A 25192-nucleotide genomic window follows, 5' to 3' on the forward strand; every position below is an offset into this window, starting at 1 on the left:
GAAAACGTATGACACTAATTCAAGCAGTATTAATTGGTTGTGTAGCCGCATTAACACAACTCGAAGGTGGTTGGCTTGGTGAAGCGAAGTTTCGTGAACCAGTAATTACCGGATTTCTAGTAGGGATGATCCTTGGAGATGTTGAAAAAGGATTAATGATTGGTGCCGCATTACAAATGATGTGGATGGGAGCAACAGGAATTGGACCAACTGCTCAACTCGATATTGGTACAGGGGGTACAATTGGAGCTGCAGTAGCAATTATGACTGGAAAAGGGGCAGAAGCAGCGATTGTATTTGCTTTACCAGTTGCAGTAATTATGCAATTCTTAAACACATTACTATTAACTGCATTCTCTGGATTGATGGTTGCTGCTGATCGTAAAATTGATGAAGGAAATTTAAAAGGTGCAATTAGTATTCACTACTTATGTGGATTCTTTACATTCTTGTTGTACTTTGGTTTGACATTTATCGTAATGTACTTTGGAAATGATGCGATTAACAGTATCGTTAATGGATTACCTGAGTGGGCAAACAATGGATTACAAGCAATTGCTTCAATCTTACCTGCAATGGGATTTGCCTTACTGATGAACATTATCATGGAAAGAGATTTAATTCCTTTCTTTGTTATTGGATTCGTAATTGCAGCATATACAGAATTAACAATGGTAGCAGTAACAGCAATTGCGGTTGCAATTGCATGGATGGTATTTCTACTTCGTTCAGGACAACAAAACAGTCCTGCAGCAGTTCAACAAAACGTTGTTGATGAATGGGAGGATTAATTATGGCAAAGAATACAGATCTAATCAGTGTTGAAAATAACATTACCAAAAAAGATTTTCGTTCAATTTTCTGGCGTTCATTTACCTTACTAGGTTCTTTCAACTATGAACGTATGGAAGGTCTTGGATATTTATATGCCATGCTTCCAGCTTTAAAAAAAATATACAAAGATGATGAAGAAGGTTTAAAAGCCGCTTGTCATAGACATATTGCAGCTTTCAACATGACAGTTGCACCTGCACCATTTGTAATGGGAATTTCTATTGCAATGGAAGAGTTAGCAAAAAAAGATGAAGACTTTGATGTAACAACAATTAACTCAATTAAGGTTGCTTTAATGGGACCACTTAGTGGAATTGGAGATACATTCTTCTGGGGTATTTTTAGAATTATCGCTTGTGCGATCGGGGTATCATTTGCTCAAGATGGAAATGCATTAGGACCAATTATGTTGTTACTATTATTCAATATTCCAAACTTTGCAACACGTTGGTTTGGTTTAAAACTTGGATATAAAAATGGTAGTCAATTATTAAATGATTTAGAATCTAGCGGAAAAATGGAATTATTTACATTCTGTGCGGGTATTGTTGGGGCAGCAGCTATTGGATGTATGATCGCTTCTTGGGTAGATATTACTTCACCATTGGCCTTTACGATCTCTGGTAGTGAAATCGTCTTACAAGAATACTTAGATCAAATCGTTCCTAAGTTATTACCACTACTTGCAACACTAACGATTTATGGATGTCTACGCAAAAAAATTGGCGTAATGAAAATTATTTTTGGAATCTGTGTTGTTGGATTCATTTGTGGAGTTGTAGGAATTTTATAAGAAGGAGATATTATGGCAATCGTAGATGTACGCATTGATGATCGTTTGATACACGGTCAAGTAGTAGGATTTTGGATTCCGCACTTTAATGTAGAAAGAATTGCAATTGTTGATGATGTAATTGTGAATGATGAAGCAAGAAAAACTGCATTGAAGTTTGGTACACCAGCAAGAAGTAAGCTTTCAATCTTTTCACCAGAGAAAGCAGCAGATAAATTTATCCGTAAAATCGATGAAGGAATTCGTGTGTTGATTCTTTGTAATCGCCCAAAACCAATTTTAGAAATGGCAAAAAACGGATATGTAGTTAACGAAATCACTATTGGTAATATGTCAACCAAAGATGATGCAAAACAAATAAAGAAAACGGTCTTTGTAAGTCCTGAAGAAAAAGCGGACTTTGAAGAATTAGTCAACACATATGGGGTGAAAGTATTCTCACAAATGGTTCCAAGTGAACCAAGAGAAGAAATAACAGAAGACTTTAAGAAATAAGAGAGGGTTCAAATGATGGAAAAAGCAACAGTATTAGGTTATATGAAAGATCAACCTAGAGCGTTACAAGCGGCGTTTAAAGATCACGAGGTATATACAGTACCATTTGTAAATAAACTAGCAGATAAAAAAGTAAAAAAGATTTTGTTCTTTGGTTCAGGAACTAGTTACAATGCTGCAGTTGTCGCTTCATATTATTTCAAGCATATTGTTGGTATCGATGCACGTGCAGAGTACCCAACCGTATTTGAAAACTATGAAAAAGCAGATTGGACATATACATTAGAAAATGATGAAATTCTATTTGTGGGGATTAGTCAATCAGGAACATCAATTTCAACAGTAAATGTGATGAAATATGCGAAAGAACAAGGATATCAAACCATTGCTCTAACAGAAGCATTGGATAGTGAAATCACAAAACACGTAGATACAGTTATCGATTTACTTTGTGGAAAAGAATTAACTCCACCAGAAACAAGAGGATATACAGTTACGTTACTAACTTTATATATGTGGGCAATTGCAACTGCACACAGTTGGGGTGTGTATGATGATGAAGCATATAAACATGCGCTAGCAGAAGTTGATGATTTTACAGCAAACTTTCAATCAGTTATCGAAGAAAGTGAAGCATGGTATGAAGCAAATAAAACAACTATCGTAAACAGTGATCGCATCTTTGTTTTAGGATATGGAGTGGACTTTGGATCAGCTTTGGAAGGAATGTTGAAAATTGGAGAAATGTTACGTATACCAACGATTGGTTATGAGATGGAAGAGTTTGTTCATGGACCAACAATGGGATTAACAGACAAACAAACAATCATTATGTTTGGTTCAGATGATAAAGAATACGAACGCATGTTACATTTTAGAGAAGTATTTAAAAAGTACACACCTAGAGTACACTTGATTACTTGTCAAGATGCGCAAACAGATGCACGCGATGTAAAATTCACATATAAAGCAAACAAATATTTAGCACCAATTGCTTACACAGTACCTTGTCAATTTGTTGCAGCTAAGGGGGCAAAAGACATTGGTATTGATACATGTGTGAATCCATTTAAAGACCCACTTGCACACTTTGAATAAAAAACACTATGTAGTATTCGACATGGATGGTGTACTCATTAATAGTGAAATCGTGTATTTAGAACTTTTTGTACAGTTTCTACACGAGCAAGGAGTACATAAAACTGTTGAAGATATGCTCGAACTTGTCGGTTCATCACGAGAAAAGGAAGATGTTTTAATTTCTTCCTTTCTCAATCTTTCAATTGAAGAAACACGTAAACGCAAAGATGCATTCTTTGTGCAACATCCAGTTGACTACAGTAAAATTAAAAAGCCAGGAGTTGATGAAATCCTAGCTTACCTTAGTGAACATCAAATAGTAATTGGACTTGCATCATCATCGCCAATGGACAATATACTTGAGGTATTGGATGCATGTAAGATTCGTTCATACTTTACATATATACTAAGTGGAGAAGATTTTACACAAACCAAACCACATCCAGAAATCTACGAAACAATGATTCAAAAAATGAATGCAAATCGAGAGGATATCGTTGTTGTTGAAGATTCTGTATATGGTATTCAAGCAGCGAAGCAAGCAGGACTTTTTGTATTAGCTCTTGAAGATCAAGTGATTAAGCATGATAATAGAAAAGCAGATCACGTGATTCAGGATTTATTAGAAATTAAAGAATATGTTGAGGAATTATCAGTATGATTGGAATATTAATTATTGGACATGGTCACCTACCAAGTGGATTTAAAAGTGCACTTGAAGTGATTATGGGAAATCAACCACATGTATATACGGTCGATTTTCCTAGCACAGACACTGCAACGGAATTACAGAAAAACTTAGATGACGCATATGCATACATGAAAGACTATGAGCATGTAATCGTTTTTGCGGATTTATTAAGTGGTTCTCCATTTAATACTGCTATTATGAAAGCGATGCAAGAAGAAAAGTATCATGTATTTTATGGATGCAATCTAGGAATGTTATTAGATACTGCAGTAAAAGTGAGTATGGAAGAAGACATTGATACGATTTTGGCACAAGTATCTACAATCGGTAAGGAACAAGTTGGCATGTTTACTGTATCAGCAGGTGAAGATGATCCATTTGATGATTGATGGATAAAGGTAAAATTTATATCTTTTTGACTGCTATTTTTTGGAGTACTTCAGGATTATTTGTAAGGTTCTTAGATCTTCCAGGTATTGTTATATCGGGTAGTACAAGTATTATCGCATTACTTTTCACCTTACTGATCCACCGAAAAGCCCCAATAAAATGCAGTCTTTTTATTATCCTATGTGCCATTTGCCAAGTGCTCATGCAGGTAACTTTTGTATATGCCAATCAAAATACAAGTATCTCTAATGCAATTGTCTTACAGTATAGTTCTATGATTTTTGTGTTAATTTATCAAAGTATCGACCGTCGTAAAATGCCAAAGCCATATCAAATCGGTGTAATTTTACTTGCGTTTTTAGGAATTGGAATATTCTTTGTTGATAGTTTAGAAGCAGGAGGTATTGTAGGAAATGCATTAGCAATTATATCTGGTGCTTTCTTTGGGCTCCAATTCTATCTCAATACAAAGAAACAAGCACATCCATACAGTGCATTGATTTTTGCATTTATGATAAATATCATTCTTGGAGTATGTGCATATCAAGGCGAATTAGTTGTTCTTGCTTTACCTAAACTTCCATTAATTTTAGTTGTTGGAATTATCCAAAATGGATTATCTGGCTTCTTTTTTACCAAAGGTATTCAAACCACAAATGCATTTACTGCAAACGTAATTTGTATGTCAGAAATACTATTTACATCTTTATGGGGGATTCTATTTTTACATGAGTCATTTACATTTACCGCTGCAATTGGTGCATGCTTGATGATTTGTGCTTTACTCGTAAATGTCTATATGGAAAAAGTGAATATGAAAGAATGACGATTGTTTGCATGTCTAAGAACTGCTATACTTGAAAGAGAAAAAAGAGGGTTATCATGAAATTAGAATTAGTCATATTTGATGTTGATGGGCTATTGTTAGATACAGAAAGTGTATGGCAAAAAGCGTGGCAACAAGTTGGAAAAAAGCATAATATTGAACACTTAGGTGATGAAGTATTTTATAAATGTGTTGGACATACAGGCAATGTTGTAGAAGCAATTATGCTAGAAGAATTAAATGATCAAGACGATCCACTTGCAATCTTAGATGATGTTCGTGATACGGGAATGAAATTACTTGAACAGGAATTAGAAGTAAAACCGGGAGCAAAAGAACTTATTGCGTACCTTAAAACTCATGGTGTGAAAGTTGCAGTAGGAACATCAACCAAGCGTGAATTGAATGATGAACGCTTAAAACGAGTACAGCTCTTTGATGAATTTTGCTACATCCTATGTGGTAATGAAGTCAGTAAACGCAAACCAGATCCAGAGATGTATAATACAATCGTGGATTGTTTAGGCGTAGAAAAGAACCACGCACTTATTTTAGAAGACTCATACTTAGGAGTAGAAGCAGCATATCGTGCAGGTATTCCATGTATTATGGTTCCTGATTTACTACCAGCTACGGATATACAAAAGAAACAAGCAATCTATATTGCAAATTCATTATTTGATGTAAAAGCATATATAGAGAACAACTAAAGGGTATAAAAAAAGGATTCGATGAATCCTTTTTTGCTATTCTAGTTCAAATGCACCAGTGTACAGTTGATAGTATGTTCCTTTTTCTTTTAATAGTTCTTCATGGCTACCACGTTCGATGATGCGTCCGTGTTCCATAACCATAATGACATCAGCATTTTTGATTGTTGAAAGGCGGTGTGCAATAACAAATACGGTACGACCTAACATTAAGGCGTCCATACCACGTTGTACAGTTTCTTCTGTACGCGTATCAATTGAACTTGTTGCTTCATCTAAGATCATTACCGGAGGATCAGCAACTGCCGCACGTGCGATACTGATTAATTGGCGTTGTCCTTGACTTAAGTTGGCACCATCACCAGTTAACATCGTATTATATCCATCTGGTAAACGACTAATAAAGTCATCAGCTCCAGCTAATCTAGCAGCAATCATACATTCTTCGTCAGTTGCATCTAACTTACCGTAACGGATATTTTCTAATACGGTATCAGTAAATAAGTTTGTATCTTGCAATACGATTCCAATAGAGCGACGGAGGTCCGCTTTTTTAATCTTATCGATATTGATTCCATCATAACGAATTTTTCCTTTTTGGATATCATAGAAACGGTTTAATAAGTTGGTGATTGTTGTTTTACCAGCTCCTGTGGAACCAACAAACGCTACTTTTTGTCCAGGTTCTGCGTATAGACTAATATCATGCAAAATCGTTTTTCCTGGCACATATGCGAAGTCTACATCAATAAGTCGAACATCACCTTCTACTTTTTTATAAGTAACACTTCCATCTGCTTTATGCGGATGCTGCCAAGCCCAAATACCTGTACGTTCTTTACAAGGTACAAGTTTTCCGTCCACTTCTTTGGCATTAACAAGTGTGACATATCCTTCATCTTTTTCTTCTTCTTGGTCAAGCAGTTCAAAGACACGACGTGCACCAGCAAGTCCCATAACAACTGCATTTACTTGTTGACTTACTTGATTGATATTTCCAGAGAATTGACGCGTCATATTTAAGAATGGAATTACGACACTAACACTTAATGCAAGTCCAGAAAATGAAATGTTTTGAACATCAGAAACGATGAAGATTCCACCAAATATAGCAACAACAACATATAATACGTTTCCAATATTCATAATGATTGGCGCTAAGGTATTGGCATATTTATTTGCTTGACGAGAATCAGAGAATAATTGTTCGTTGATTACATCAAATGCTTCCTTACTTTGCTTTTCATGTGTGAAGACTTTGATGACTTTTTGACCATTCATCATCTCTTCAACAAATCCTTCTTCTTTGGCTAAGGCATTTTGTTGGCGCAGGAAGAATTTAGCACTTCCTCCAGCAATCTTGCGCGTAACATATAACATCACTACAATTCCAACGGCTACAACTGCTGTCATCCAAAATGAGAAGTACAGCATAATGCCAAAAATGGTAATAACTGTTAATGAAGAAATAAGTAGTTGTGGAAAACTTTGCGAGATAATTTGACGTAAGGTATCCACATCATTTGTATAGTACGACATAATATCACCATGTGGATTGCGATCAAAATATGAAATTGGTAGCTTTTCCATTTTATCAAACATCTTAATTCTAAATTTACGTAGTGCTCCTTGTGAAACAACCGCCATCATTTGATTGAAGATGATACTTGAAATTAAGGCAAGTACATATAATGCGATCAAAATAGAGACTAGACTCATAATTTCACCACTGACACTTGACCAAGAACCATGTTCCCAGTTTTGTTCGATAATGGCAATTACATTTTGCATAAAGATTGAAGGTATACTACCAATGATGGCATTAAATACAATACATACAACCATGATTGGCATAGCTACTGGATAGAAGGAGAATACGGTTTTAATAAGTCGCCATGCGACACTTGAATGACTTTGGTTATGCATCGAGTACTTCTCCTTTCTTATTTTGTGAGTAATAGATTTCTTGGTAAAGTTCATTATTTGCAAGCAGTTGTTCATGGGTACCAGTTGCATGTACTTTTCCTTTATCCATTACGATAATTAAATCGCTATCCTCAACTGAAGCAATACGTTGAGCAATGATAATCTTTGTAGTATCTGGAATAAACTTTTCAAATCCTTGACGAATCAGTGCATCTGTTTTTGTATCAACAGCACTAGTTGAATCATCAAGAATTAAGATTTTTGGTTTTTTTAGTAATGCTCTTGCAATACATAGACGTTGTTTTTGTCCACCAGAAACGTTTGTTCCACCTTGTTCAATATATGTGTCATACCCTTCAGGGAAGCGTGAGATAAATTCATCTGCTTGTGCAAGTTTACAAGCTTCTTGCATTTCTTCATCAGTTGCATTTTCATTTCCCCAACGTAGGTTATCTTTGATGGTTCCAGAGAATAATACATTCTTTTGAAGCACCATCGATACTTGATCACGTAGTGCATCAAGGTTGTAATCCTTAACATCAACGCCAGCAACTTTTACAGAACCACTTGTTACATCATATAAACGAGCAATAAGTTGTACGAGTGTTGTTTTAGAACTACCTGTACCACCAACGATTCCCACCGTTTGTCCTGAATCGATATGTAAGTTTACACCACTTAACGCCATCTTTTTTGCATGAGATGAGTAAGCGAAGTTTACATCGACAAAATCTATAGAACCATCTTGTACCTCTTTAATTCCATCAACGTTTTCATCGATTGTTGTTTTTTCATTTAATACTTCAACGATACGGTGACTTGATTCATCTGCCATCGTGATCATCACAAACACCATCGATAACATCATTAGTGAGTTTAAAATCATCATGGAATACGTTAATAACGCAGACATTTGTCCAACATCTAAATCCATTCCACGACTTGTGATTACTGTATACGATCCTACTGTCAATACGAAAATCATCATAAAGTAAATACAGAATTGCATAATTGGTGAGTTCCAAGCTAAGATACGTTCTGCTTTTGTGAAGTCGGCAGTTACACTTGTTGCTGCATTTTCAAATTTTGACATTTCGTAATCTTCACGAACAAATGCTTTTACCACACGAATCCCTTTTACGTTTTCTTGGATGGAAGAGTTCAAGTTGTCATACTTCTTAAATACACGTTTGAAAATTGGAATGGTTTTACGCATCACGAAGAATAAACCCAAACCAAGAACTGGTGCGGTAAATAAATATACAAATGCCATTTTTCCACCCATGATGTATGCCATCACAAAGGCAAAGACAATCATAATTGGACCACGTACTGCTGTACGGATGATCATCATGTATGCCATTTGAACGTTTGTTACATCGGTTGTTAATCGTGTCACTAATGATGATGTAGAGAAACGGTCAATATTGGCAAAACTGAAATTTTGAATGTTGTAGTACATATCTTTACGTAAGTTTTTGGCAAATCCACATGAAGCACTAGCACATGCATATCCAGATAAGGTACCAAGTGTTAATGAAATTCCCGCAAGAATAACTAAGAAGATTCCTTGGTATACCAAATGTGAAATGCTCGTTCCTGCTTTAATATCATTTACCAAAGAAGCGATAAGGAATGGAATAAAACATTCGATAATAACTTCCAGAGATACATAAATTGGCGTTTTGATAGAATCCTTTTTATATTCTCTGATACTTTTCGCTAAGGTTTTTATCATATTACTTCCTTTCTTCTTGGAGCTTGATTCCAAGATTATTGATGATGTTTGTTAGCACATCATAGGCAATGTCGATATCTTTTTGTTGAACCCCTTCAAGTAGCGATTCATTCAAGCGATCTAGTTTTCCTTTGACAAGGTCTTCAGAATCCATCCCAAGTTGAGTTAAATGAATTTGATACTCACGCTTGTCTTTTGGATTTCTTACACGACGCAGATATCCTTTTGTCTCTAAAGAGGAAATACTGCGAGCAATTGCAGCCTTATCAATAGAGAGATACTTGGTCAGTTTTTCTTGTGAAAGACCATCATTTCCATAGAGATGTAGCAGTATACTAACCTCTGCATTTGGTAAGTTTTCTTCATGAAAAAGACCATTGATAATTGATTGTCGTTTACGATATACAATCGAGACTAAACGACCTATGTTTTTTTGCATATATTCCTCCTAATTAGTTGACGACTCAACTATTATATCGAATACCGTTGACTTGTCAATCATTTTTTAATATAAGTAATTATAAATATGTTAGTCTATAAATGAAAAGGTGCCATATAATGAGAAATTTCAAGGAGTATACGTATCTTGTAGAATCTTATCGATTATAATTCTTATTGTATATGAAATGTTGCAATAAAAAATCTACTTCGCACGAGTAGATTTTTTAGTTATTTCTTATTTTGTCGAACTGCATAAATTTTGTATCCAAGAATGACACTTGATAGCACTGTTGTGATTGCATTTGAGATGATCATTGGTAAATCTCCAATAACTAAACCATAGACTAACCACATGGCTACCCCAATCACAAATAGGGTATACATTCCTAGTGAAATACTTGATGTATCTTTTGTTTTTACAACTTGAATCACCTGTGGAATAAATGAAATAGTTGTAAGTGTTGCAGCTATATATCCAACCATACGTTCTCCTTTGTCCGATAAAAAGTATTATAGAATATATCTTTTGAAAAGGAAAGGCATTTCCATCATTCATCACAGTTTACGTTATCTAACTTTGTGTGGTATAATCCCATTTGCGAATGGTTCGCAAAAACGGAGAGAGATATGAAACAAAAAATAGTAGCAATCCTTGTGCTTGGTTTATTGTTAAGTGGATGTACTACCTCAAAACCAACACAAAGCAATCATAAAGTTCAAGTAGTTGTTAGTTCCTTTATTGGTTATGATTTAGCAACCAATATAGGAAAAGACATAATAGATGTTAAAAATATTACCCCATGGGGAAGTGAACTTCATAATTTTGAACCAACTGCAAAAGACATGGTGCAAATAGATGAAGCAGATCTTTTTATTTTCTTAAGTGAAGAACTAGAGACATGGACAAGTTCAAGTGCACATAAAAAGCAAAGTCTTGATTTATCTGAAAGTTTCACCCTTGTGGAACATGACGATGAAAATGATCAAGGGGTTGGACATGTACATGTAGCAGAACATGATCATGAAGATCATGCAAGTTTACACTTTTGGGTTGACCCAACAACCTATATGCAATTAATTGATGCAGTGTGTGAGCGTTTAGTAGAAGTAGATAAAGAACACCAAAGTGCGTATGAAGCAAATGCAAAAGCTTATAAAGATGAAATCGCTTCATTGCATCAAGAGTTTTCAAATTACATATATAAACAAGTAGATCCAACCATTTTCTTTGCGGGTCATAATGCGATGGATGCATTTAGCAGTCGATATCACATCAATATCGTATCGTTAAGTGAACAGTTTAAGCCAGATGCAGATGTAACGGCAAAGCAACTAGAAACACTTAAAGAAGCAATTGTAGAATATCAAGCAAAAGATGTGTTTACAGAAGAACTTGTAGAACCACGTGTAGCTACGTTAATAAAAGAAACACTTCAGCAAGAACACTATGAAATCGAAATACTTGAATTACATGGATATCATAATATTTCAAAAGAACAAGCACAGAAAGGAGTAACGTATGCAGACCTCTTCAAACAAAACATCGAAAACATCAAACAAGCATTGTCTAATTGATGTAGAACACTTAAGTGTACATTTTGAAGGTTACAAGGCTTTAGATGACATTTCCTTCCAAGTTGATGAAGGAGACTTTGTATACGTCATTGGACCCAATGGAAGTGGGAAATCCACATTACTAGCAACACTGACTGGTTTACTTGAACCAACAAGTGGGAAAGTAAGCGTGGATACGAAAGGCGGCATTGGCTATTTGCCACAAAAACTTTTTAATAAGCGAAACATTCCTATTACTGTAGAGGAAGTTATTTACTCAGGTTTTGATAAGCAGTATTTACATATAAAAGAAGCACAACGTAAACAAATTGAGAAATGGCTACATACGATGCAAATAGAACATACTTTAAAAATGCCAATTGATAAATTATCTGGTGGGCAGCAACAACGTGTATATTTAATTCGTGCACTAATCAATAAGCCAAAACTGGTTTTACTTGATGAACCAACCAGTGCATTAGATCCTGGATTTCGTGATCATTTTAATCAACTTTTAGAATCACTCCATCGTTTAGGAATCACAATTTTATACATTACACATGATTTGCATGAGTATCAAGATGAGCATAAAAAAGTCTTATATGTTGATCAAAAAATTCACTACTATGGAAATGTCAAAGAGTACAAATGCATTCATGAAGGAGGGCACACACATGTTTAGTATGTTTCAGTATCCTTTTATGATATATGCCTTAATTTTAGGTATTGCATTAGCAATTAGTGCAGCTTGCTTGTCTCCATTTCTAGTATTCAGTAATCAAGCGATGATTGCGGATGGAATGAGTCATATTGCATTTACTGGGGTTATCTTAGGATTTCTACTTAGTGAACAATCGTTATATTTCGCTTTACCTTTTGTTGTTGTGGCAAGTTTTGCGATTACCTATATATCTAGTAAACCAGGAATTAATAGTGATACTGCAATTGGTGTAGTTAGTGCGGTTTCTTTAGCAATTGGATTAATTGTGGCAACTGTAGGTGATGGGTTTAATCGTTCCATTGAATCATTACTTGTTGGTAGTATCTTAACGGTCAGTACAACAGAAATGATAAGTACAGTAATACTTGCATTGCTTGTTGTGATATTTGTTTGTGTGAATTATCGAAGTCTATTATCTATGACATTTGATGAAACGTATGCACGTTTTCGTAAAGTTAAAGTGACACTTTTACGCTATACCTTAACTGCTGCAACTGCAGTATTTGTTGTGTTGGGTGTACGAAGTGCAGGAACTTTATTAATATCTGCATTTGTAATCTTTCCAAGTATTAGTGCTGTCCAACTTTCAAAGAGTTTTAAACAAACCTTAATTTTTGGAATCATCTTTGCAGTCATTGGAATGTTTGTAGGAATTGTTGCTAGCTATCATTTAAACTTTCCAACGGGTTCTACGATTGTTCTTGCATATACCGCGATTTTATTTATATGTTATGGATATAAGCGAATACGAGGTAACTAGATGCGACTAACGAAACATAGAAAGCAACTATTGGATTTATTTAAACAAGATCGTGAGAATTTATATAATGCAGAAATGTTGTATGAAAAATTGGATGGACAGATGAATCTAGCGACAATCTATCGTGCACTGGATTTATTTCAAAAAGAAGGAGTCATTGCCAAAAGTATAATTGAAGGAAGTGCCTATTATTACTATATGGAAAATATGCACTATCATTATATGATTTGTTTAAGCTGTCATACCAAAATAAAAATAGATTGTTTAGTTCACCATGCAATAGATACGATTGCTAGTAAAAATGACTTTCAAGTCCAACAACATGACCTAACTGTGTATGGATATTGTAAAGACTGTAAATTATGAAAAAATTGCTCGTTTGTAATGGCGAGCGATTTTTTATATACACAAAAGCGATATGCAATTATAATAGTAATAGAAATAAAGGGGGACTACTTATGGCTAGAAAAGTAAGTGATGAAGTGTGCACACAAAATTATGAAGCAATGAAACAATTGTTTTGTGATGTAATTGAAGATGCTGATCGTTTTGAAGTGGTATATGGATGCGGTGTTGATGTAGGAATGATGAATTTCGTTATTGTAAGAAAAACAACATATACATATGCAAGCTACGCTATTGGATTTGACGAGAATGAAAATGAAATCGTGATTTTACCAATCAGTCGTGAACTTGATGGATATGGGGATCCAATCTATGTGAAACGTGCAGATGTGAAAAAAGCAAAAATTTCTATGTTTTCAAAAGAAATACAAATTCATGGAAAGATGTTTCCAAAAAAATACATTACATTCACCGTTCAAGAATTATTAAATCAAGATCCTGACGAAGTGGTGCTTTGCATTAAGCAAGAAGAACCATATAAAAAATTCATGGATTTCTTTAAGAATAAGTTCAAATAAGCTTATTCTTTTTTTAAAACCACTTGGTAAAGAAATCAAACCACTTGCGTCAAAAGTCTAGATAGATAGTTGATGCATACATATAATAGAGAAAAGAAACACATAGGTGTTTAGACAAAGGGGGAATATGGAAAATATAAAAACATTTAGAAAGACAGTTTCACTGCTGTTTGCCCAAATGTGGAAACAAAAGAAAAGCTACTTTTTACTTTTATTTGCGAATTTTTGTTTTAGTGGGATTTATACATATGCATTATTTTTATTGCCAAAAGAAGTTTTGACAATGCTAATGCAAAAAGAAATTGATGTGCAAATACTCATTGTGCTATTTGTCACTATTTTTATTAGTTCATTAATGAGTGCAGTTATGCGGTATTTATATACGCCAATTGGATATACCATTCGCTATCAATTGATGTTTGAATTGATGAAGAAAAACATGTATATGCCATTGCATAAATTCGAAGATCCAGAGCATTTAGATAAACAAGAACTTGTGATTTTACCACTACAAAGCATTGAAGGAGTACAAGGATTCTATTTGCAACTTGCACATATATCTGGTGCGCTTGGTGTTATTGCAGTATCGATCGGGGCAACACTTCAAATTCATCCAATTATACCGATTATCACAATTGCATGGTTTGTATTATATGTGAAATTAAAACTTGATGCTGGTAACTTTGCCGATCACCAAGTAAAAACAAACCAAAGTATATGGAGAGAGTCATTTTATTTAAATGATATTAGTCGTGATGCAAGTTTTGCAAAAGAGCTACGTGTTTATCGTATGCAAGATTATGTACATGAAAAGCGCGAACAAATTATTAAACGAATCCAAGCAACCTTGATGCCAATGGAACGTAAGGAAAGTCATATTTTGCATCTTGATAATGTATATCAATTTATACGAGATGGAGTTATGTATGGAGTACTCATTGTAGCATATTTTGCAAAAACCATATCGCTTCCATTATTTTCAAGTTATACCTCTTTAGTTATGCAAGTAAATAGTGCTTTTGAAGTAATCTTTGAAGGATTTCGAACTCTTAGTTTTCGCTATCCAAGTATCATTCGCATGTTTGAATATTTACATGAAGAAGATGATCAAAAACAAGCACAACCATTACCAGAAGCAAGTACATGGGAGATTGTATTTGATCATGTAGATTTTCATTATCCTGGAAACACCCATATGGTATTTAAGGATTTAAACTTTACCTTAAGCCAAGGTAAGAAACTTGCAATTATTGGGCTAAATGGAGTGGGTAAGACAACAATGATGAAACTATTGATGGGTTTATATCCACCAACAAGTGGAACCATCTATTTCAATGGTGTAGATATCCAGAATATTGATAAGGAAAGTTACTTCACATTGTTTGCTCCTGTATTTCAAGAATTGAATATCTTTCCATATTCATTAAAAGAAAATCTGACTTTCCAAAATGATTGTTTAGATGAAGAACTCGTTGAAATTACAAAGCAAGTAGGTATCTATGAAGATATTAAAACGTATGGTTGGGATAAACAACTGACACGTTTTGTAGACAGTGAAGGACTTTTATTATCTGGTGGACAAAGTCAAAAACTACTCATGGCACGTGCACTTGCATACCATCGTGATATTTTGATTTTAGATGAACCAACCAGTGCACTTGATCCAATAGCTGAATATGAGTTCTACCACAAAATCAATAATGAATATAATGACAAAACAATTTTATTTATTTCGCATCGATTAGCAAGTACAAGTTTTTGTGATGAAATCTTACTTGTTGATGCCCAAAACATTTCAGAGTTTGGTACACATGAAGAGCTTATGCAAAGAAAAGGAATGTACTATGATTTATTTCAAGTACAAGCTAAATATTATAAAGAGGAGGAATTGGCATGATTTACAATATAAAAATAATCGCTTTCTTCCTTTCCCATGTAATGAAATTAAAACCAAACTATATGCTTAAGCATGGAGTTGCTGCTTTATTACAAACGGCAATTACATTACTGCTTGTCTTTTTACCATCCGTTGCAATTTCTGCACTAAGTAACGAAACAAGTGAAGCTGCATTACTTCAAGTTGGAATATTCCTAGCTGTATTATTTGTATTACGTTTATTATACATTCAGTTAATGAAAACTTTACGGGTAGAGAAAGAAGTTGTTCAAAGCATGCTTTATGATAAAATTTCAAATGATTTGTTGAAAACACCATATGCGCAAATGGAAAATCCTGATTTTCTTGAGCAAATTCATTTAGGTATCTCACCAATTGAACAATTAAATGTTGTTGGTGCACTTGCTTTATCCATCCCAAAACTATTGCAAAGTATATTGGTCATATTCAGTGTTTCGTTTATTGTGCTTGAATATGATGGATTATTAATTCTTGTGATTTTAGCAGTTTTACTTGTAAATTACATGGTGAATAAACTCATTGTGAAAATGGAAATGAAAGACACAAAAGATAGTTTGAAACAAAACAAAGAATACTGGTATTATTTATCAAATTATCGAAATCCACAATTAGCCAAAGATATTCGTGTATATCAAATGCAACCGTTCTTATTAAAGAAATTACAAGAAGTGTTTGATGTGTTCTTACAAAGTGGATATCGTTTATATGGTGCTCGCAACATTCGTGAATTAGTCGCGAAAGTAATGAATGTGGGATTGATGATATTTATGTATGTGTTTCTACTATATCGTTCGATGCAACAAGATTTAGCACCAGAACAATTGATTTTGATCGTAAATGCATCATTATCACTATACGCTTCATTAAATGTATTACAAACGGAGTATTTACAAACCTATGCACAAGTTGTATATCTTGAAGAATATAAAAAGTTGTATGATCAAATCGCTGCATATACACCAAAAGGAGATGAAGTGTTTGATGAACCAATTACTTCAATTGTCTTTGATGATGTACACTTTACTTATCCTGGAAGTGATGTAGAAGTCTTAAAAGGATTAAGCTTTTCGATTGATGAGAAACAAACCATTTCTCTAGTTGGGCGAAATGGATTAGGAAAAAGTACCATTATTAAATTGCTTTCACGTTTATTTGAACCAACAAGTGGAAGAATATTAGTAAATGGAAAAGATATTCAAAGTCTAGATTATGATTGTTACTTAAAACAACTAGCAATTATATTTCAAGATTTTCGGATGTTTCACTATTCAATTAAAGAAAATGTTACTTTTAACGATGTCGATGAAGAACGTTTACAATTTGCTTTACATGAAGCTGATTTTGAAAAAGAGTTAGTGAAGTTTAGTCGTGGAGTAGATACTGCATGTGCCAAAGATATGGATGCCGATGGAGTAAATCTATCCAAAGGACAGGAACAAAAACTAGCCATTGCGCGTAGTATTTATAAACAGGGTTCCTTAATGATTTTAGATGAACCTACCGCATCACTGGATCCACTAGCCGAACAAGAAGTATTCAATCATTTCAAAAACATTACTGATACAAAATTATCGATAATGATTAGTCATCGATTATCAAGTTGTCGTAGTAGTGATCGAATTATTCTAATCGAAGATGGAATTGTAAAAGAAGATGGAAGTCATGACAACTTGATGAATCAAGACGGAGTGTATGCTACTATGTATACGTTACAAGGAAGTAAGTATCAAGAATCATAAAAAAAAGGACGCGAGTCCTTTTTACTTTGCCGTTAATGCAGCCATAGTTATGTAGTTGTATGGTTGGTTGAAGTGTGGTAAGAAAAATAAATCCAATAGTTTTAATTGATCGATAGTCAATTTTTCTTGGATTGCTAATGAGAACATATGAATTCCCATTGAGATATCATACATACTTGCCATTTGTGCACCAAGAATTCTACGTGTTTCTTTATCGTAAACAATACGAATATTTACAGGTTGATTATCTTCCGTCACAAATGCAGGTTTTTGTAAGTCTTCATAGTCAGTAGCAAGTGCATCAAAGCCGTAGTCTTTTGCTTTATGTAAACTAAGTCCAGTAGAAACCATTGATAGCCCATAAATATGAATTCCATTACTTCCTTGTACTCCTAGACTTTCTAAATGCGTACCACAAACATTGTGTGCAGCAACAATTCCACTTCGTACAGCATTCGTTGCTAGAGCAATGTAGTTTGTATCTTGAATAGCATTATCATATACGGTTGCACAATCCCCAATCGCATAAACACTATCATCACTTGTCTTCTGTGTTTTATCCACAAGGAATGCACCGTTTTTGAATAACGTTAAGTGGTTTTGACCAAGTAGGTTATTTGGTTTAAAACCAACTGCAAGAATAACCATTTGTGCTTTATATTCACCTTTATCGGTTTGAATACTTTCTACTTTATCTGTTCCTTTGATTGCTTGAACACATTCTCCATAATGCAACTCGATTCCATGTTCACTTAGATTTTCATCCATAAGTTTTGTGAATTCTGGATCATAGTAACTTGATAGCGAACTGCTAGCCACATCAATCAAACGCACTTTGCGTCCATTACGTTGGAAAGCTTCAGCAAGTTCTACTCCAATATATCCAGCACCTACAACGGCAATGTCTTGTATGTCTGGATGAAGCTCCAATTTATCAATTACTTCTTGTGCGTTTTGGTATAACTTCACAAATTGCACGTTTTGTAAATCTGCACCAGGAATTTTAGGTGCAATAGGTAATGAACCAGTAGCTAAAATCAATTTGTCATAGCTTGCTTCCATTTGTTTTCCATCAAAAGTTGTTGCATGCACGATTTTGTTTTCGTAATCGATGTGATCGATTTTTGTGTTCATGTACACCTTTGCCCCTTTTGCTTCTAATTGTTCTTTGTCCGAATAAAATAATCCCTCAGGACCAGCAATTTGTTTGCCAATCCATAACGCCATTCCACAACCCAAAAATGAGATGTTTGAATTTGCATCAAATACCGTAACATCAATATTTTTGTAGTTGTCTAACATCGTGTTGATGCTTGCAGTGCCGGCGTGATTTGCACCCACAACAATTATTTTTTCCATATACATTATCTCCTTTTATAGAACTATCATACCTTGAATGAAACAGTGCTTCCATTCATTTGCTTACAAAGATAAAACACATAGATTAAAGGATAAAATTATTTCTAAAATATAACTTTACTTTTGGTTTTCTTGGGTGTACTATATGGGTGATTAGTACCTAATCAAGGAGAAAAAATGATGAGTTTTACTGCTTTCGTGTGTAAAGGGATAGTAACTCTCACGTGTTTATTCTCACCAGTTTCGCAAGCTACGACGCATTATCATGCAAATGATTTTACAACCAAACGTGAAGTTAGCGCATCACGTACACGTGCCCAAAAAGTAGCGCAGGAAAACCGTGAAGCCATGATTATCTGGGTAGCCGGTATTGGAACAATTTCCATCGGTTGCGCAGTTGCCCTTAAAAATTATCATGGCAAAAAGAAGTAGATCTTGAAGGTCTGCTTTTTTTCACTTCATGGAAAACACACAAAAATTACCGATTATTCCAAATAATTGCATATTTGTCCAAAAGAAGTACTTTTGCGTTACATTTATATGAATTGTGATATTCTATAAATATCAATAAGGTATGGAAGGGATACCTCACTTCATTCAAGATAGGAAAGGATATAGAAAAGAACGACTCATGTGGGAGAACCGTTCTTTTTTATTTGTTTATGATAATGCTTTTTCTGTATTTGAGAAATGCGTTTTTGCGACTAGTTGTAACGTTTCTTTACCATGTATTTCTACGAATTCACGAATGGCTTTGTCAACATGTGCTCCAGCGCCTTTTGGGAAAGTGAAGTTGTAATGCTCACTCATTTTATCCATTGTATCTAGAAAGTAGTAACGGGCGATAATAGATGCACATGCCACACTTAAATATTTATCTTCTGCTTTTGTTTCAAAGTGGATGTCACGAATAATTGAATGTTCCCCTTGAAGATAACGGAAATAACTTTTTGGTGGCGTAAATTGATCCACGTAGATTTGGGCAAGTGTTACACCTTTATTTGCTAGATTGATAAATGCTTGGTTGTGCATCTTTGCCTTGATGGCATTCATATTGAAATGCTCGTGTACACGATTGTATTTTTCATTAGTTAAAATAAGAAATGAGTGGGGAATAAACGTAATTAATTCCTTTGCGACTTTGATGATTTGTTCATCTTTCATTTTCTTTGAATCTTGCACCCCAAGCGCATGAAGTGTTTTAACATCTTCTTGACGCACATGGCTTGCACATACGACAACTGGTCCAAAGTAATCCCCAGTACCAACTTCATCACTTCCACTTTGGGGAAATACTTGTTGGTTTGTTGGCGTTACGTTGTCACTTTCATCTTCACCGGCATAAAAAGAAGCACCAGTTCCTTGGAAGACAACTTTTCCTGATTCATATGCTGTAATTGTACAATCACTCATCTTGATTTGAAAGATGGCATATAGTGGGGTTTTACGAATGTCTCCTTGTTTTGATAGCGCTTGATAGAGTGTATCGATTTGTTTTTTTGTATATGTTTTTGTTATTGTCATAATCACCTTTTTGAGTATTATAACACAACTTTGGAAAGTTGCATTCCCTATGGTTGCATTGTATGATAGTCCTAGTAACAGAAAGTAGGTTTTTATGGAATTTCCCATTGCATATAGTATGTTTATTCCCGTAGTTTTACTAGCACTTCTTATTTTTTATGCCATCAGAGGATATAAAAATGGATTGTTATTAGAACTTGTGATGGTTGCATCATTATTGGTTAGTTTAGTTGCTAGTTACTTAGTATCCATTGCGATAAGTGAAAGTGGTTTTGTATTTCAAACAAGTATTAACGTCGGTGAAGTACATGTAAATCAAGCGTTAGATAAAAGTGCTACGCAACTTATAACGTTTTTCATCTTCTTTATAGTGATTAATTTAGCTTTTTATATATTACGTAAACTATCGAAGAAATTTAACGATATTATTGTTGTAGGAACGATCAATCAAATTCTTGGAAGTATACTTGCTGTATTAAAAGGAAGTATTTATATTATCCTTGTTGTTTTGCTACTAGCAAGTCCACTTTTTAGTAATGGTAGAGAAGTATTAAAACAAGCACACTTAGAACCAGTAAAAGAATGTATGCAAGAAAATATACCTGTCATTAAAGATGTACTTAATGTATTTGACAAGGTTGATACAATAAATGAATAGAAGGAAAATATTATGAAGGATTATAAAGGATTGGATTTTGAGGAGGTAAAAGAACTGATTGCAAAGTATGCATCATTTTCATTATCGAAACAGTATATCCAAAATAAACAACCAAACTTTTCATATCTACAAGCAAGTCGTGAACTTGTCCGTGGAAAAGAAAGTTTAAAATTATACGAACGATACCAAGCACCTGTATTTGCAGGGGTTAAAGATTTGTACGATGTTTTCAAAAGCGTTGGAAAAGGAAAACTATTAAGTGGTGCAGATCTTTTTGATGTTGCCATGTTTTTTGCATCATATAAAAACATGCAAGCATACAAACGAAACATCGAAATAGATGTACCACTAGTTATGGACTATTTTGATGCATTGAGTGACTTTACAAAACTAGGTGAGGAAATTGAAAGAAAAATTGATCCGTCAGGAGATGTGAAAGATCATGCAAGTGAAGAACTTTCGCGTATTCGTAAAGGACTAAAGCAAACGGAAAGTGATATAGCTAAAAAAACTGGAGAACTATTACAACGTTATAGTGGATCATTAATGGATCAAATTACAGCAACGCGTAATAATCGAACAACTTTGCTTGTTAAAGCTGGTGATAAAAATAAAATAAAAGGATTTGTGCATGATGAAAGTGCATCTGGACAAGCAGTGTACATTGAACCAGAAGAACTACTAATTCTAAACAATAAACTACAGTCTTTACGTGCCAACGAGAAAAATGAAATGGAACGTATTATGCGTGAGTTGTGTAAAATGATTGAACCATATAGTGATGAAATGCAAGCAAATTTAGAGACACTAACTTTATTGGATGTCTTATTTGCTCAAGCACATTATGCATTTTCAACAAATGGATGTTATGCAGATTTACAAAAAGATGGAACAACCTTATTTATGCGTGATGCACGTCATCCATTAATCGATGAAAAGAAGGTTGTTGCTAATACCTATCGTATTGAAAAACCACATTCAATATTACTAATAAGTGGTTCAAATACGGGAGGAAAAACTGTAACACTAAAAACTATTGGGTTATTCACCATTATGTCGATGAGTGGATTACCTGTGCTTTGTGATGAAGCCATTATTCCACTATTTGATAATGTATTTGTTGATGTTGGAGATTTTCAATCAATTTTGGAATCTCTATCCACTTTTTCAGCACATCTATCAAGACTTGCGAGCATCTTTGATGCAGCAACAAGTCACTCATTAGTTTTACTTGATGAGTTAGGTAGTGGAACAGATCCAAACGAAGGAGAATGTCTTGCAATTGCAATCTTAGAGTATTTAAAAGAACATAAAGTTATGTCAATTGCGACAACACACTATTCAGGGGTGAAGAAGTATGCGAAAACACAACCTGAAATTTTACTTTCAAGTGTTGGCTTTAATTTAGATACAATGGAACCTACATATAAGTATATGGAAGGATTCAGTGGGAATTCCAATGCACTAGAAATTGCGAAACGTTATCATATCAAACCTGAGATTTTACAAACTGCGCAAACACTACGCGAACAAAGTTTTAGTAATCAAGAAATCTTACTTGAGCAATTAGAGAAAGATAAACTAGAATTGCTAGAAGCACAAAGTAAATTCAAAGATGATGAAGCACGTTTGCTACTGATGCATGAAGAATTAGATAAAGCAAAGCATAAACAGTTGGAAGAAAAAGAAACACTCTTACGTAAAGCGCGTTTAGAAGCAAATGAAATTCTTGAAGATGCACGGATACAAGCAAAAGAAGTTATGCAAGAATTACGTTCCTTAAAAGATGTGAAAGAACATGAAATGATTGCAGTTGCTTCCAAACTGAAAAGTGAAACTGTAGAAGATGTACAAGATGACAAAGTATATGAAGTCAAATTACATGACTATGTGAAAGTCAAAGGCTTACAATATGAAGGAGAAATCATCTCCTTAAAAGGAAATAAAGCAACCATTCTCACAAATGGAATGCGCATGAATGTAAAGACAAAAGATTTAGTACCTGCATTCAAACCAAAAGTGAAAGCAAAAGCATCAGTTAAAACAACAATGCAAAGTAATTCGCGAATGGCGATGGAATGTAACGTCATAGGAATGCGTGTTGCAGAAGCATTACCGATTGTTGAGAAATATATTGATAATGCAGTTGTGCAAAAAATGTATTCGGTACGCATTGTACATGGTGCAGGAACTGGAGCCTTACGTAAAGCCATTCACGAGTATTTAAAGAAAAGTAAATATGTGGATAGCTATCGTTTAGGTGGCGAAGGAGAAGGTGGTTTAGGAGCCACTGTTGTGACATTAAAAGGAAAAAAATAAATGGCAAATATGGACAAGATTCAAGACAAGTTGGATTTGCTGCCAGCAAAACCAGGCTGTTATATGATGAAAGATAAACATGGAACAATCATTTATGTAGGGAAAGCTAAGAAGTTAAACAATCGTGTGCGTTCCTACTTTCGTGGTGTCCATGATACAAAAACAACACGTCTTGTCCAAAATATTGATGACTTTGAAACCATTGTTACCGATAGTGAGAAGGAAAGTTTAATTCTTGAAATTAACTTAATTAAGAAATATACACCGAAATACAATATTATGTTTATGGATGACAAGAGTTATCCCTACATCATGCTAACAAAGGATAAAGCACCCGTATTATCTGTTATTCGAAATCCAAAACGAAAAGATGTGTATTACTTTGGACCTTTTCCAGATGCTGGTGCAGCACATAAAACAAAAGATTTATTGAATAAGATTTATCCTTTACGAAAATGTAAACATATGCCAAATCGTGCATGTTTGTATTATCATTTAGGGCAATGTCTAGCACCTTGTATTCATGATATTGATCCAGAAATCTATCAAAAAATGGCGACAGAAATTCGTAAGTTTCTAAATGGTGATACCAAAGCGGTGGTCGATCAATTAAAAAACCGCATGATGGAAGCTAGTGAAAAGATGGATTATGAGCGGGCACAAGAATACCATGAACTTATTTTGTCCATTGATCATGTGGCCAGTAACCAACACGTTGAGTTTGCTGATAAAAAGGATCAAGATGCCTTTAACTACTATTATGATAAAGGGTATTTATGTATCCAAGGGTTTTTCATTCGTGGAGGGAAAATCTTGGATCGCGCATTAAGTGTAACGCCAATTTATGAAGAAGTAGAAGATGCCTTTGTATCCTTCTTAATGCAGTACTATCAGAAAAATCCATATCCACAAATTCTATATTTACCAAAGGATATCCAAACGGATTTAAGCGAAGTATTCCCATGTAAGATCATCAAACCACAACGTGGAGAAAAACTGCGTTTGATGGAAATGGTAAAAGAGAATGCGAAAAAATCACACATCGATAAATTTGAGTTAGTAAAACGTAAAGATGAAAATCGTAATGAAGCACTAGAAGAATTATCAAACTTACTTGGTAAAAAGATTTCAACGATTGAAATCTATGATAACTCGCATATATCAGGTGCATTTAATGTATCTGGGATGGTTGTTTTTAAAGATGGAAAACCATCAAAGAAAGACTATCGAACATACAAGCTTGATACATATGTGTCGGATACAGATTCGATGAAAGAAGTGATTTATCGTCGATATTTCCGCTTACTGAAAGAACAAGGAAAAACCAATGATTTACTTATTGTTGATGGTGGTCTTGGACAAATCCACGCAGCTAAAGAAATACTAGATGGACTAGATATTGATATTACACTATGTGGACTTGTAAAAGATGATAAACATAGAACTGCTAGTCTAATGGATAGTGAAGGAAATATTCTTCCAGTAAAAAAAGATCAACCGCTATTTTTCTTGTTGACACAAATGCAAGATGAAGTTCACCGCTTTGCGATTACCTTCCATAAGAAATTACGTAGTAAAGCACAAACAAAATCCATCTTGGATGAGATTCCAGGACTTGGTAGTGTGCGTCGTAAAAAACTGTGGAATCACTATAAGAGTATGAAAAAAATGAAAGCAGCAAGTGTGGAAGAATTAACAGAACTAGTCCCAAAACAAGTTGCTGAAAATGTCTATCGTATCATTCATGAAGAGAAAAAAGATTTCTAGTATATATGCAAGCATATGACTTGTTT

Annotated in this window: 25 protein-coding genes; 19 read left to right on the forward strand and 6 right to left on the reverse strand. The window is 34.4% G+C overall.

Annotation, left to right across the window (positions count from 1 at the left end):
- Window positions 1–8 precede the first annotated feature (8 nt).
- From M2098_RS00790 to M2098_RS00825, 8 genes are read left to right on the forward strand one after another with little or no spacing between them, the layout of a single operon-like run.
- On the forward strand, window positions 9–791 hold the full coding sequence (locus M2098_RS00790; protein WP_280680806.1) for a PTS sugar transporter subunit IIC: 783 nt from the start codon (window positions 9–11) through the stop codon (window positions 789–791).
- Between the two features lie 2 nt (window positions 792–793).
- Window positions 794–1627, forward strand: a complete 834-nt coding sequence (locus M2098_RS00795; RefSeq protein WP_134167404.1) for a PTS system mannose/fructose/sorbose family transporter subunit IID — start codon at window positions 794–796, stop codon at window positions 1625–1627.
- A 12-nt stretch (window positions 1628–1639) separates the two neighbouring features.
- Window positions 1640–2122 (forward strand): PTS sugar transporter subunit IIB, encoded by a 483-nt coding sequence (locus M2098_RS00800; RefSeq protein WP_067422832.1) that lies wholly within the window; start codon window positions 1640–1642, stop codon window positions 2120–2122.
- A gap of 12 nt (window positions 2123–2134) precedes the next feature.
- Complete coding sequence (locus M2098_RS00805; protein WP_243833710.1) at window positions 2135–3220, forward strand: SIS domain-containing protein; 1086 nt, start codon at window positions 2135–2137, stop codon at window positions 3218–3220.
- A 22-nt stretch (window positions 3221–3242) separates the two neighbouring features.
- Window positions 3243–3863, forward strand: a complete 621-nt coding sequence (locus tag M2098_RS00810; protein WP_134167402.1) for an HAD family phosphatase — start codon at window positions 3243–3245, stop codon at window positions 3861–3863.
- Entirely contained in the window at window positions 3860–4282 is a 423-nt protein-coding gene (locus tag M2098_RS00815) for a hypothetical protein (RefSeq protein WP_134167400.1), read from the forward strand. The genes M2098_RS00810 and M2098_RS00815 overlap by 4 nt, the downstream gene beginning before the upstream one ends.
- Entirely contained in the window at window positions 4282–5109 is an 828-nt protein-coding gene (locus M2098_RS00820; RefSeq protein ID WP_280680798.1) for a DMT family transporter, read from the forward strand. The genes M2098_RS00815 and M2098_RS00820 overlap by 1 nt, the downstream gene beginning before the upstream one ends.
- A 56-nt stretch (window positions 5110–5165) precedes the next feature.
- A complete protein-coding gene (locus M2098_RS00825; protein WP_134167395.1) occupies window positions 5166–5819 on the forward strand; it encodes an HAD family phosphatase in 654 nt (217 codons plus the stop codon).
- A gap of 36 nt (window positions 5820–5855) precedes the next feature.
- Here M2098_RS00825 and M2098_RS00830 read toward each other — a convergent pair whose 3' ends face one another.
- The 4 genes from M2098_RS00830 to M2098_RS00845 all read right to left on the reverse strand — a co-directional run bounded on the left by M2098_RS00830 (window position 5856) and on the right by M2098_RS00845 (window position 10407).
- Window positions 5856–7745 carry an ABC transporter ATP-binding protein gene (locus tag M2098_RS00830; protein ID WP_280680795.1) on the reverse strand — a complete coding sequence of 630 codons (1890 nt, stop codon included), beginning with the start codon at window positions 7743–7745 and terminating at the stop codon, window positions 5856–5858.
- Window positions 7738–9483, reverse strand: a complete 1746-nt coding sequence (locus M2098_RS00835; RefSeq protein WP_280680793.1) for an ABC transporter ATP-binding protein — start codon at window positions 9481–9483, stop codon at window positions 7738–7740. Before M2098_RS00835 ends, M2098_RS00830 begins: the two co-directional genes overlap by 8 nt.
- Window position 9484: 1 nt before the next feature.
- Window positions 9485–9922 (reverse strand): MarR family transcriptional regulator, encoded by a 438-nt coding sequence (locus M2098_RS00840; protein WP_134167389.1) that lies wholly within the window; start codon window positions 9920–9922, stop codon window positions 9485–9487.
- Window positions 9923–10152: 230 nt separating this feature from the next.
- Window positions 10153–10407 (reverse strand): SemiSWEET transporter, encoded by a 255-nt coding sequence (locus M2098_RS00845; protein ID WP_280680791.1) that lies wholly within the window; start codon window positions 10405–10407, stop codon window positions 10153–10155.
- 144 nt (window positions 10408–10551) lie between these two features.
- On the opposite strand from M2098_RS00845, the gene M2098_RS00850 reads away from it, so the two are divergent.
- The 7 genes from M2098_RS00850 (at window position 10552) to M2098_RS00880 (ending at window position 17539) form a co-directional block, all read left to right on the forward strand.
- Complete coding sequence (locus M2098_RS00850) at window positions 10552–11499, forward strand: metal ABC transporter substrate-binding protein (RefSeq protein WP_280680789.1); 948 nt, start codon at window positions 10552–10554, stop codon at window positions 11497–11499.
- Window positions 11444–12160: an ATP-binding cassette domain-containing protein gene (locus tag M2098_RS00855; RefSeq protein WP_280680787.1), complete on the forward strand. Its 717-nt coding sequence runs from the start codon at window positions 11444–11446 to the stop codon at window positions 12158–12160. Before M2098_RS00850 ends, M2098_RS00855 begins: the two co-directional genes overlap by 56 nt.
- Window positions 12153–12959: a metal ABC transporter permease gene (locus tag M2098_RS00860; RefSeq protein ID WP_280680785.1), complete on the forward strand. Its 807-nt coding sequence runs from the start codon at window positions 12153–12155 to the stop codon at window positions 12957–12959. Before M2098_RS00855 ends, M2098_RS00860 begins: the two co-directional genes overlap by 8 nt.
- On the forward strand, window positions 12960–13325 hold the full coding sequence (locus tag M2098_RS00865) for a transcriptional repressor (RefSeq protein ID WP_280680783.1): 366 nt from the start codon (window positions 12960–12962) through the stop codon (window positions 13323–13325). It begins immediately after the preceding gene.
- Between the two features lie 92 nt (window positions 13326–13417).
- The gene (locus M2098_RS00870) at window positions 13418–13882 is read left to right on the forward strand and encodes a hypothetical protein (protein ID WP_280680782.1); all 465 of its coding nucleotides are present in this window, start codon (window positions 13418–13420) and stop codon (window positions 13880–13882) included.
- 127 nt (window positions 13883–14009) lie between these two features.
- Complete coding sequence (locus tag M2098_RS00875; RefSeq protein WP_280680780.1) at window positions 14010–15779, forward strand: ABC transporter ATP-binding protein; 1770 nt, start codon at window positions 14010–14012, stop codon at window positions 15777–15779.
- Window positions 15776–17539 (forward strand): ABC transporter ATP-binding protein, encoded by a 1764-nt coding sequence (locus M2098_RS00880; RefSeq protein WP_280680778.1) that lies wholly within the window; start codon window positions 15776–15778, stop codon window positions 17537–17539. Before M2098_RS00875 ends, M2098_RS00880 begins: the two co-directional genes overlap by 4 nt.
- Before the next feature lie 21 nt (window positions 17540–17560).
- Here the strand turns inward: M2098_RS00880 and M2098_RS00885 are convergent, their stop codons facing one another.
- Window positions 17561–18898 carry an FAD-dependent oxidoreductase gene (locus M2098_RS00885; protein ID WP_280680776.1) on the reverse strand — a complete coding sequence of 446 codons (1338 nt, stop codon included), beginning with the start codon at window positions 18896–18898 and terminating at the stop codon, window positions 17561–17563.
- 180 nt (window positions 18899–19078) lie between these two features.
- On the opposite strand from M2098_RS00885, the gene M2098_RS00890 reads away from it, so the two are divergent.
- The gene (locus M2098_RS00890) at window positions 19079–19330 is read left to right on the forward strand and encodes a hypothetical protein (RefSeq protein ID WP_280685211.1); all 252 of its coding nucleotides are present in this window, start codon (window positions 19079–19081) and stop codon (window positions 19328–19330) included.
- 228 nt (window positions 19331–19558) lie between these two features.
- On the opposite strand, the gene rnhC is transcribed toward M2098_RS00890, so the two are convergent.
- Complete coding sequence (gene rnhC, locus M2098_RS00895) at window positions 19559–20422, reverse strand: ribonuclease HIII (RefSeq protein WP_280680773.1); 864 nt, start codon at window positions 20420–20422, stop codon at window positions 19559–19561.
- A 94-nt stretch (window positions 20423–20516) separates the two neighbouring features.
- On the opposite strand from rnhC, the gene M2098_RS00900 reads away from it, so the two are divergent.
- From M2098_RS00900 to uvrC, 3 genes are read left to right on the forward strand one after another with little or no spacing between them, the layout of a single operon-like run.
- Window positions 20517–21080 carry a CvpA family protein gene (locus M2098_RS00900; RefSeq protein ID WP_280680771.1) on the forward strand — a complete coding sequence of 188 codons (564 nt, stop codon included), beginning with the start codon at window positions 20517–20519 and terminating at the stop codon, window positions 21078–21080.
- A 12-nt stretch (window positions 21081–21092) separates the two neighbouring features.
- The gene (locus tag M2098_RS00905) at window positions 21093–23399 is read left to right on the forward strand and encodes an endonuclease MutS2 (RefSeq protein ID WP_280680769.1); all 2307 of its coding nucleotides are present in this window, start codon (window positions 21093–21095) and stop codon (window positions 23397–23399) included.
- Window positions 23400–25166, forward strand: coding sequence for an excinuclease ABC subunit UvrC (gene uvrC, locus M2098_RS00910; protein ID WP_280680767.1), 1767 nt, complete (start codon window positions 23400–23402; stop codon window positions 25164–25166).
- Window positions 25167–25192 lie beyond the last annotated feature (26 nt).

It is taken from the genome of Breznakia sp. PFB1-19, from assembly GCF_029893935.1.
GTDB classification, from domain to species: Bacteria; Bacillota_I; Bacilli_A; order Erysipelotrichales; family Erysipelotrichaceae; genus Breznakia; species Breznakia blatticola.

What these genes read in the sequence shown, in the direction of transcription:
- M2098_RS00790 (WP_280680806.1), top strand. Translation starts at nt 9, where the DNA reads ATGACACTAATTCAAGCAGTATTAATTGGTTGTGTAGCCGCATTAACA.
- M2098_RS00795 (WP_134167404.1), top strand. Translation starts at nt 794, where the DNA reads ATGGCAAAGAATACAGATCTAATCAGTGTTGAAAATAACATTACCAAA.
- M2098_RS00800 (WP_067422832.1), top strand. Translation starts at nt 1,640, where the DNA reads ATGGCAATCGTAGATGTACGCATTGATGATCGTTTGATACACGGTCAA.
- M2098_RS00805 (WP_243833710.1), top strand. Translation starts at nt 2,135, where the DNA reads ATGATGGAAAAAGCAACAGTATTAGGTTATATGAAAGATCAACCTAGA.
- M2098_RS00810 (WP_134167402.1), top strand. Translation starts at nt 3,243, where the DNA reads ATGGATGGTGTACTCATTAATAGTGAAATCGTGTATTTAGAACTTTTT.
- M2098_RS00815 (WP_134167400.1), top strand. Translation starts at nt 3,860, where the DNA reads ATGATTGGAATATTAATTATTGGACATGGTCACCTACCAAGTGGATTT.
- M2098_RS00820 (WP_280680798.1), top strand. Translation starts at nt 4,282, where the DNA reads ATGGATAAAGGTAAAATTTATATCTTTTTGACTGCTATTTTTTGGAGT.
- M2098_RS00825 (WP_134167395.1), top strand. Translation starts at nt 5,166, where the DNA reads ATGAAATTAGAATTAGTCATATTTGATGTTGATGGGCTATTGTTAGAT.
- M2098_RS00830 (WP_280680795.1), bottom strand. Translation starts at nt 7,745, where the DNA reads ATGCATAACCAAAGTCATTCAAGTGTCGCATGGCGACTTATTAAAACC.
- M2098_RS00835 (WP_280680793.1), bottom strand. Translation starts at nt 9,483, where the DNA reads ATGATAAAAACCTTAGCGAAAAGTATCAGAGAATATAAAAAGGATTCT.
- M2098_RS00840 (WP_134167389.1), bottom strand. Translation starts at nt 9,922, where the DNA reads ATGCAAAAAAACATAGGTCGTTTAGTCTCGATTGTATATCGTAAACGA.
- M2098_RS00845 (WP_280680791.1), bottom strand. Translation starts at nt 10,407, where the DNA reads ATGGTTGGATATATAGCTGCAACACTTACAACTATTTCATTTATTCCA.
- M2098_RS00850 (WP_280680789.1), top strand. Translation starts at nt 10,552, where the DNA reads ATGAAACAAAAAATAGTAGCAATCCTTGTGCTTGGTTTATTGTTAAGT.
- M2098_RS00855 (WP_280680787.1), top strand. Translation starts at nt 11,444, where the DNA reads ATGCAGACCTCTTCAAACAAAACATCGAAAACATCAAACAAGCATTGT.
- M2098_RS00860 (WP_280680785.1), top strand. Translation starts at nt 12,153, where the DNA reads ATGTTTAGTATGTTTCAGTATCCTTTTATGATATATGCCTTAATTTTA.
- M2098_RS00865 (WP_280680783.1), top strand. Translation starts at nt 12,960, where the DNA reads ATGCGACTAACGAAACATAGAAAGCAACTATTGGATTTATTTAAACAA.
- M2098_RS00870 (WP_280680782.1), top strand. Translation starts at nt 13,418, where the DNA reads ATGGCTAGAAAAGTAAGTGATGAAGTGTGCACACAAAATTATGAAGCA.
- M2098_RS00875 (WP_280680780.1), top strand. Translation starts at nt 14,010, where the DNA reads ATGGAAAATATAAAAACATTTAGAAAGACAGTTTCACTGCTGTTTGCC.
- M2098_RS00880 (WP_280680778.1), top strand. Translation starts at nt 15,776, where the DNA reads ATGATTTACAATATAAAAATAATCGCTTTCTTCCTTTCCCATGTAATG.
- M2098_RS00885 (WP_280680776.1), bottom strand. Translation starts at nt 18,898, where the DNA reads ATGGAAAAAATAATTGTTGTGGGTGCAAATCACGCCGGCACTGCAAGC.
- M2098_RS00890 (WP_280685211.1), top strand. Translation starts at nt 19,079, where the DNA reads ATGAGTTTTACTGCTTTCGTGTGTAAAGGGATAGTAACTCTCACGTGT.
- rnhC (WP_280680773.1), bottom strand. Translation starts at nt 20,422, where the DNA reads ATGACAATAACAAAAACATATACAAAAAAACAAATCGATACACTCTAT.
- M2098_RS00900 (WP_280680771.1), top strand. Translation starts at nt 20,517, where the DNA reads ATGGAATTTCCCATTGCATATAGTATGTTTATTCCCGTAGTTTTACTA.
- M2098_RS00905 (WP_280680769.1), top strand. Translation starts at nt 21,093, where the DNA reads ATGAAGGATTATAAAGGATTGGATTTTGAGGAGGTAAAAGAACTGATT.
- uvrC (WP_280680767.1), top strand. Translation starts at nt 23,400, where the DNA reads ATGGCAAATATGGACAAGATTCAAGACAAGTTGGATTTGCTGCCAGCA.